Genomic DNA, 8,753 nt, shown 5'->3' with positions numbered 1-8,753 from the left:
AGAATTATGAAGAACTGTGACTGGGTCTATAAGCCCTCCCATTTGTATCATAGCCAGCTGAAAAAATGCCTTCAAAAATGGATCGATATTCTGCATGAACCTGAGTTGTCGTTCACCAAAGCAAAGCTAAAAGCACAAATGGTCTTGTTCGAGTTATTGGAGGTGCTTGTAGATATCCAGCCGGTACAGACGGGGATACATGCTAACGAATCCATGACCACTGCAAAGTATGCCAAAGAAATTGCCGAAGCCATCAAGAGGGCTTTTAAGAAAAATTGCACCCAGGGAAATTCAGATTACACCATTCACATCCAGCCCATCATTGCTTCGCTTGGAATCAGCCCCAACTATGGATTAGAGGTATTTCAAAAAATATATAAAATGTCGCCCCGCACCTATCTATCCGACTTAAAGCTGCAGGAAGCCAAAATACTACTACAGCAGCCCAGGATATCTTTAAATGAGATTTCAAGTCGTCTGGGCTACAAGAACCTCTCTCACTTCAGCAGACAATTTAAAAGATGGACAGGAATCAACCCCTCCGACTATCGTAAAAATAATTGTGTATAGCAAACACCCATCTGCCTTTATGGGGCGGATGGGTGTTTTGTTATGTGCGCCCGACATGGGCGATAACTTGGCGGTGAAAGTCCGCTACAGGCTTGGCAGTAGGAACTGTTAGCCAAAGGCAAGGGTGTCCGCCGTGAGGCGGAATCTGAAGGAAGCCGGAGGCAAACCCGCGGTCTGACGAACAGAAATCACATAGAAGGCATCATGGGACGGACGAGCTTGCATACCAAAGCAAAGTCCAATATTGCCCGAATCCCAGGATGTAAATGTGGCAGATAGATAAAGGGAAGGTTATCGCTCTTACCCGGGGAGGTCTCACAGACGCCCGGTAGAAAAAAAATCCGAAAGACGGAGTAAAGCTTGTTCCTACGCAAGTTGGGGATACCGGAGCGGCAGTATCGTTCTCTTTAAATTATAGGCAAGCCAAATCAATTTGGTCTCAGTACCTACTGATGCCAACCCTCGTGTTAAAAAGTATGTATAGCCCCAGTGACGTTTTATCGTCCCGAAAGGATGCTCCACAATGTGTCCTCTTTGCTTATAAATATGACTTTGTTTACGCGTATTTTCGGTAATTTGTTCGATCACTTCTTCGTCACTAAGTCTCGTGACCGACCTTCCGCCTTTGGCAGAAGTACAGGACTCTTTTTGTCCGCAAAAGTCGAAGGCTTCGCAAGTGTAACGCCTATACTCTTTCCCATCTTGTTTTCCATTCCATTTGAAAGGTAATTCATAACTCAACGGGCAAATATATTTATCGTTTCTGGAATCATATTTAAAGTTCGCTTTATCAAATCCACTGGCCACCTTGTTTTGCTTTCCCTTTTGCGGCTTAATGAAGAGCTCTGTGCTTTCGTCAACAACGTTGATGATTTCAAGGTAATTATAATAGCCTGTATCGGCCACAATTGTCGTTTTTTGATCACGAAAAACCTGCTTTGTTTTATGCGCCATATTAGACAATTGCCCTTGGTCGTTGACATCATTGACCGTATCGCAGTCCACGATGAGTTTATATTTGCTGTCCACTGCAGTTTGAACATTGTAACAAATTTCATGCTTTCCGTTGTTTTTCATTGATTTGGCATCCGGATCGGTAACACAAAGCTGGTTTTCACCTGTTTCCTTAAGTTCTTCTTTAATGACCTGCAACTCCTGCATTCTCTTGTGATAGACCTCTAACTTTTCAGTGATTTCCTGTTCTTTTGGCGATTGTCCTCCGTTAAAAAGCCATACAAATATGCATCTATTTTTTCATTGATATGCTCTAGTTTCTTAGCGATAATATTGGCAGCTTTTTAGAGCAATTTGCCTTTATTTTTGTGCCGTCAATGGCGACAAGCTGACCATCAATCAATCCGAAACCTTTTAACATTAAGGTGAACTCTCTAAACAGCTTCTTTATGGCTGATTGGTTATTTTTCATGAAAGCAGATAGAGTACCGTGATCTGGCTGGAGCTTGCCAATGAGCCACATCAGTTCAATGTTTCTATTCGTTTCGGTTTCCATCTTGCGAGAGGAGCGGATGCCATTCATATAGCAGTAAAGGTAGAGCTTGAGAAGATATTCCCGATGATAAGGTTTTTGTCCCGCTTGGGTACCTGAATAAACCTGATACCCCAATTCTTCCAGGACCAAACTATCGACGTAAGCATCGATGACTCGGACAGGATTTTCTTCTTCGACAAAGTCATCCAACGTATTTGGCAGTAGATAAATTTGATGTCTATCTTCGCCTTCGATATAAGCCATACACGCTCATCTCCTTTGTTATAGAGATTCGACAGATGTCTTCTATTTTCATGCCGGAAACGAAGATTTTTATATAATTGTTAGACAGTCTGACGTACGGTGGTGTGAGAGGTCGGCTACTCAGTTAATGGGTAGCCTCCTACTCGATTATGCGCTTTAAGTATGTTAAATCGCTTTCTTCACTTTTGGCTTCAGAATACGTCGAATCTTGATCTATAGCTATCTATATCATCATACGTTTGAAGTCCGTTTTTCTCTCTAAGGTTATTTAATTCTCAAAGAACTCCGTGACGACAAATACTTCATCGGAATCGCCACCCCTAATTGATACCTTTTTTGAATTTTTTATTTAGCTTGAAGTTTTAAAGAGTATTTTTTCTTATTGTACATAAACTCGATTGAAATTTGATTGTTTGTTGAGAGAATAAGTTTCAACTTTATCCTTTTTCTCGGTTGAAATATTATAAACATACACTTCGTAGCTATCACTACCATCTGCATTTCCTGGAATTACAGAAACTGATACATATCATCCACTACTAAATTCACTTTCCCATCATGCAACGGTAAAGTAAATAACTTATTGGCCTTCTCTATAAGCAGTGTTTTTTCATCTGGAGAACTTAACTAGAAGGAGAATAGTTCAGTAGGATAATAAAATGGGTTTTTCTCGGTTCTAGGAGCAATGTCCATTGTAGGTGATAGTGACCAAACAATGCCCTTAGAGGTTTTAACAGCGAAATTATACTTTTCTGTGTTTTTATTTATTGGAATTGTATAATTAGCTCCATCCATTTGTATAATTTTATTGCTCTCAGTTGAGTTTGAATCTTTTTTAGAAGGTGCCGAATTGTTGCTGTAACAGGCTGAAATCAGTAATGTACATGCAAGAACACTTGTCAGAATATACAAATAAAACTCCCCGTAGCAAGCTGCGGGGTATCTTAGCTGGAGAATTCGCTTCACTCACTTAGAAGAAGGTCAATTGCCCTCCTTCTGTCTTTTTGTGTAACTTTACGTATTCTTCTACGACTCCTTGCTTCTTCACATAGTTTCTTAAGGTCGCTTCACTTCCAAATTTACTTACAGTGTTTACAAAATATCCATCTGACCAAAATTCTCCACCCCATAGTTTTTTCTTCACTTCGGGATGCCTCGCAAATATCTCCCTCGCCGCTATACTTTTAATCGTTTGTATGATCTTCGTCAGACTATACTTCGGAACGGACTGCACCAGGAAATGAACATGATTTTTATCTGTTCCTATTTCCAGAAATATAATCTCATATCTCTTGGATAACTCCAGACAGATCTCTTTCAATGATTCATCTACCTCTGGGCTGAACACCGATTTTCTGTACTTTGCTGGACATCCAAAATGATACATGAGCACCGATACGTTATGTGATTTATGATATACTCACCCAAATCACAGCGTTCCTTTCTACATTTCTTTTTTATGCTCATTATAGCTCAAACACTTAGTTAGTACGCAGCAAGCTGTGGGGAATTGAATCCGTAGCGATTAAACTTCCATTTTTTAAAAAAATAATAAAAGATAATATAATACACTCCCATCACTTTACATCAAGTAACTTTATTGTTATCATTCAATACGTCGACAATATTTGGAATAATAAGTTTTATTTTGGATTATAGAATAAAAAATCCAAAAAACTAGGATTTATCGATAGCTGGCCAGCATTCGAAATAAAAAATGGAGGGGTATATTAGAAATGAAAAGCAAACAATTAATTGCTGGACTTATGGTATGTGCTAGTCTTATTCTGGCTGTGACTCCTATCAGTGCAGGCAGTTCTCAGGAAGATGCATCTGGTGGTTGGAGCGAAACCGGAGGATATTTTGTTAACGATGTTTCCTCATTTAAAAATGGAGAATACACCACTTTTGGCCCCCCGGTAGGATCTTCGCCTGAGGTTCATAGAGGTGAGCGGCAGTCTCGGAATGCTGGTGCAAATAATATACAACATAGAGTATATGGATACACTGCATGGGAAGGTAAATATCACTATACCGTTGCTAGATTTGAAAGTTGGTACGATGGCTCCACTTTAGGAGATTCTGGACGTGTATACGGTCGGGATGTTACACAAGCATATAGCGACTGGAGATTCATCGAATTGACTACTTATATCGCAAAAACTTATTGGGGTTCTTAATAATTTCAAAAATAGTAAAAATACTCCTTTAAGCAAACTTTGTAACGAACCATCCATAGACAAATGAGATAGTTTAACAACCAAAAGAAAGGAGCTAAAGGTCTGCTTACACTTAACTCCTTTCTTTTGGTATATATCGCCACAATTTCGAGCAAATTACGGGCCACTCGACCTGCTTTAGAAAGCCCTGAGTTAGGAACGTCTAAAGCCCGGATTACTCATATTATCCTTAAACACAGACCCCGGTTTAATTATTCATTTCACAGAAAGCGCACGCTACCTAAGACAAACCCTATGAGACGAAGTCTGAAAGTTGACAACCTGGATATCTTACGCTAGTTCTACAGGTATCTTACTATCGGCTTATTTGAGAGAATTAATGGTTTGGTAGTAACCAGACGTCGATCCGGAGATTATTAATATGCAGAGAACCTCAATGCTATGGTTTTTATGACTGCAAAGAAGCCCACCGCTTAAAGGTACTAGATATTTCTATATTTCCTTTATAGCTATCAGATTGAGGGGATTTAAATCTAAATGCTATATTCTTTAATAAATAGAGCGAATCGCCCTTTACACTTAGTAATTTTATTGTTATCATTCAAGAAGTCGACAATATTTGGAATAATAAGTTTTATTTTGGATTATCGAATAAAAAAGATATTATTTTTCTTAAACAGTTAAATACTATCGGTGAGACATTTGCACCCTTTGTGGAACGAAGTTCTCTATTTTAATATAATCCAAAAACTAGGGTTTATCGATAGCTGGCCAGCATTCGAAATAAAAAATGGAGGGGTATATTAGAAATGAAAAGCAAACAATTAATTGCCGGACTTATGGTATCTGCTAGTCTTATTCTGGCTGTAACTCCTATTAGTGCAGGCAGCTTTCAGGAAGATGCATCTGGTGGTTGGAGCGAGACTGAAGGAAATTTTGTTAACAACGTTTCCACATTTAAAAATGGAGAATATACCACTTTTGGTCCTCCGGTAGGATCTTCGCCTGAAGTTCATAGAGGTGAGCGGCAGTCTCGAAATTACAGTTCGAGTGATATACAGTATAGAGTATATGGATATACTGCATGGGAAGGTAAATATCACTATACCGTTGCTAGATTTGAAAGTTGGTACGATGGTTCAACTTTAGGAGATTCTGGACGTGTATACGGTCGGGATGTTACGCAGGCTTATAGCAGCTGGGAAAACGTCAATTTTAGTAGCTATACGGCAAAAACCTATTGGGGTTCATAAAAATTTAGGAGACCAGAGAGAGGTAATTGAAAAATTACCTCTTTTAAAATAATTAAATGTTCAGAATATATCTCAAAAAAAATCATAGTCACACCTACAGCATTATTTTACTATTGGTATGTCTCCTAACTTTTTTTATGTTTTGGATACAAGCAAATCTCGATTACACAAACATGATAAATAATGGATATGTGAATAGTAATTCTATATCTTTTAAGATTAAAGATAAAATAAAACCAGTAAATGAAACTGTGTCTAATTTTATTATCATGCAATATGAAAATAAATCTCCTAACATAAAACATGTCCGGATTAAAGGAAATGTGAAATTACCTCCCATTAACTATTCCTCCAAAGTGAGATCCATAAACAACGGTAAAGTTGCCATTATTGGAGATCTAGTGGACATAAATTTAATTCCTAAGGACTATAAAATTATTGGGATATTTAATGCTAAGAATTCCTATAGATTACGAATACAAACTTGGTTAATTAGTAATGAGGATTTAATGTCTAAAAACGGGACGAACTTCGTTTTCTCTACTTCAGAACGAAATGCTAAAGTTAAACTAAATAAATATTTAACCACAAATGAAATTAAAGAACTATATTTCCAAAAATATGGAACATACTCTTTAAAATCAAATATTTTTTTAACTGCCTGTTTATCCATTGGAATCTTTTTTTTGATCTCTCTTTCCACAATGCTTGTCTATATTTGGACCCAAAACGATAGGAAACTTATAATTATACTTTTCATTTCAGGATACGCTTCAAAGAAAATAATACAAAAATTAATAATAAATAAAGCGGGTCTTTATTTATGTTTTTCTTTGATATCAATATCCTTTTGTATATTTTTCAACATCTATCTTTATCAACTTTGGGATATGGAATGGATATACCGATCTTGTTTATTACTGGTTTACCTTTTTGTAATTATACTTATGTTTCAGATGTTTACTGTATTTAGATATACTATCTTAAGAGGGGGCAAACAGTTTTGAAGGTTGTACGAGCATTATTTAGACAATCAAAATTAATCTACGCATTATTAATCATCGCTTTAATTTTCTTTTCAATTTTAATTCTTCAATTCACTATAAATTTCAAACAGGCGACGTTAGAAGTTAAGACTACCAATAATTACAAAGGGAAGAATTTGTACCAACTGTCAGATGATTTATATAATGAAAAAGAGAAAGAATTTTTTTCTAATGAGAATAGTATGAAACTATTGAACAATTTCTCAGGAGAATTAGATAAAAGAAAACATTTAAACTACTACATCTCAAAATGGCAACCTATAGAAATAACAGATTTTAAAGGTGATGTTCATTTCGATGCTTATTATGAGGAAGGTAATAATCAGCCAGCTTACAAGGTAAACGGAAGGTATTACCGTATGATTAAATCCCTTCAATTAAATGAAAAAGTGTTTGAATTAAATAATGTCCAATTAAGTGATGGCCAATTGTTTAGATCAGAAGACTTTGTTTACGATGGTGAGAAAGAACAAATCCCAATGTTATTAGGATCAAATTACAACGGAATTTATAAAATTGGGGATACCATAGATTTTATATATTACCAACATAGTTTTAAAGGAATTGTTACAGGAATCGTAGGCTCGTCACAAAAAATACTATCCATTGCTGATCCAGAACTTTTCTTGGATTCTTATATTATTTTCCCTTTAATGTCTTTTAATAATAATGTTAATCTACAAAGTAACGGATTATTCATTAAGGCTTCGTTGTTAACCCAAATAAATGGAATGCTTATCACAGATTTATCACCATTACAGGTAAGAAAAGAATTAGCTAACGTCTCTCAATCAGTAGGGTTTAGCGACTTTCAAATCATTGGCGCTAATACTTTAGCTATAAACTCATTAGTGAAAATGACAGAAGCAAACCGAAATACTCTTTTGTTAATAACAGGAATAATGGGGTTGATAACAACCTTACTTCTGTTTTGGTCAATTACAATGATCATAAAAAGGAATTTTGATGTCTATAAAATATTTTTGGTCTCAGGTGCGAGCATGTCCAGGCTATATTCAATCACCAGAAATCAATTCATAGTAGGTTTTGCGATTAGTGCTGTTCTTCCATTGATTCCTGTTTTCTATTTAATCTACAAACCGCTACCTATAATAATAAACTACAGCATAATTATAACAAGCATTTACGCTCTTTTAATCTTTATAGCTAACGTTTCTATAAGATATACATTTAAACGCCTTGATATTGTACAGCATTTGAAGGGGTGATTAAAATGACACTTTCATTAGCAAATATTAAAAAGTGCTACAGAGAAAAATTAATTTTTGAGAATATATACTTAGAAGTAGAACCGGGTCAAATTGTGGCCTTGCAAGGAAAAAGCGGTACTGGAAAAAGCACTCTACTGAATTTAGTAGCCGGCTTGGAAAAACCTTCTGAGGGTGAAGTGCTTCTAGGAAACATTAAATTTAAGGATATGTCCTTAAATGACCTCAGTTCAATAAGGGGCAAGTATATAGGATATATTTCGCAACATAACCCCATGATTCCTAAACTTACAGCACTTGAGAATATTACGGTACCATTGTGGTTTAATAAAAAAAACAAGAGTCAAATCGAAGTGTATGATCATATTAAAAAATTGTCTCACTTTTTACAAGTTGATCAGATCCTTAATAGTAAAATTGAAAAATTATCAGGAGGAGAACTGCAGCGTATAGGCATTATTCGCGCTTTACTCATGAAGCCGATGCTTATTGTAGCTGATGAACCAACAGCATCTTTAGATGAAGAGACAGCTGGATTAGTGATCAACTGTTTTAATACACTTAAGTCAGAGGGTGCTATTATATTACTTGCTACACATAATACAACCATCGCCTCTGAATGCGACTTTACTTATTTTCTAACTCAAGATGGACTTGTTTCTTGAACGCCCTCGGAGAATTAACCAACATGTTTCTCTATCTGTTTTAATATTTTGAAATAA

The 8,753-nt window shown here is 36.2% G+C and carries 7 protein-coding genes and 1 pseudogene; 5 read left to right on the top strand and 3 right to left on the bottom strand.

The window, feature by feature from the left end:
• A partial coding sequence (locus tag MHH78_RS33815; RefSeq protein ID WP_341170473.1) for a helix-turn-helix domain-containing protein occupies window positions 1-570 on the top strand: 570 nt, incomplete at its 5' end.
• A gap of 366 nt (window positions 571-936) precedes the next feature.
• Here the strand turns inward: MHH78_RS33815 and MHH78_RS33810 are convergent.
• The 3 genes and pseudogenes from MHH78_RS33810 to tnpA form a co-directional block, all read right to left on the bottom strand.
• Window positions 937-1,722 (bottom strand): transposase, encoded by a 786-nt coding sequence (locus MHH78_RS33810; protein WP_341170472.1) that lies wholly within the window; start codon window positions 1,720-1,722, stop codon window positions 937-939.
• Between the two features lie 115 nt (window positions 1,723-1,837).
• Window positions 1,838-2,323, bottom strand: coding sequence for a transposase (locus MHH78_RS33805; RefSeq protein WP_341170471.1), 486 nt, complete (start codon window positions 2,321-2,323; stop codon window positions 1,838-1,840).
• Between the two features lie 970 nt (window positions 2,324-3,293).
• A pseudogene (tnpA, locus tag MHH78_RS33800) lies at window positions 3,294-3,737 on the bottom strand (IS200/IS605 family transposase); the annotation flags it as partial.
• A gap of 322 nt (window positions 3,738-4,059) precedes the next feature.
• On the opposite strand from tnpA, the gene MHH78_RS33795 reads away from it, so the two are divergent.
• The 4 genes from MHH78_RS33795 to MHH78_RS33780 all read left to right on the top strand — a co-directional run bounded on the left by MHH78_RS33795 (window position 4,060) and on the right by MHH78_RS33780 (window position 8,696).
• Entirely contained in the window at window positions 4,060-4,503 is a 444-nt protein-coding gene (locus MHH78_RS33795) for a hypothetical protein (protein WP_341170470.1), read from the top strand.
• 809 nt (window positions 4,504-5,312) lie between these two features.
• Window positions 5,313-5,756: a hypothetical protein gene (locus MHH78_RS33790; protein WP_341170469.1), complete on the top strand. Its 444-nt coding sequence runs from the start codon at window positions 5,313-5,315 to the stop codon at window positions 5,754-5,756.
• A 1,003-nt stretch (window positions 5,757-6,759) separates the two neighbouring features.
• On the top strand, window positions 6,760-8,031 hold the full coding sequence (locus MHH78_RS33785; protein ID WP_341170468.1) for an ABC transporter ATP-binding protein: 1,272 nt from the start codon (window positions 6,760-6,762) through the stop codon (window positions 8,029-8,031).
• A gap of 5 nt (window positions 8,032-8,036) precedes the next feature.
• Window positions 8,037-8,696 (top strand): ABC transporter ATP-binding protein, encoded by a 660-nt coding sequence (locus MHH78_RS33780; RefSeq protein ID WP_341170467.1) that lies wholly within the window; start codon window positions 8,037-8,039, stop codon window positions 8,694-8,696.
• Window positions 8,697-8,753 lie beyond the last annotated feature (57 nt).

The sequence above is a fragment of the Paenibacillus sp. FSL H3-0333 genome (genome assembly GCF_038002805.1).
Classification (GTDB): domain Bacteria; phylum Bacillota; class Bacilli; order Paenibacillales; family Paenibacillaceae; genus Paenibacillus_AQ; species Paenibacillus_AQ silagei.
Note: the sequence above shows the minus strand (reverse complement) of the source record. Positions and strands in the feature narration are given on the sequence as shown.

Coding starts and splice junctions, on each gene's coding strand:
- MHH78_RS33805 (WP_341170471.1), bottom strand. CDS start 2,323: ATGGCTTATATCGAAGGCGAAGATAGACATCAAATTTATCTACTGCCA.
- MHH78_RS33795 (WP_341170470.1), top strand. CDS start 4,060: ATGAAAAGCAAACAATTAATTGCTGGACTTATGGTATGTGCTAGTCTT.
- MHH78_RS33790 (WP_341170469.1), top strand. CDS start 5,313: ATGAAAAGCAAACAATTAATTGCCGGACTTATGGTATCTGCTAGTCTT.
- MHH78_RS33780 (WP_341170467.1), top strand. CDS start 8,037: ATGACACTTTCATTAGCAAATATTAAAAAGTGCTACAGAGAAAAATTA.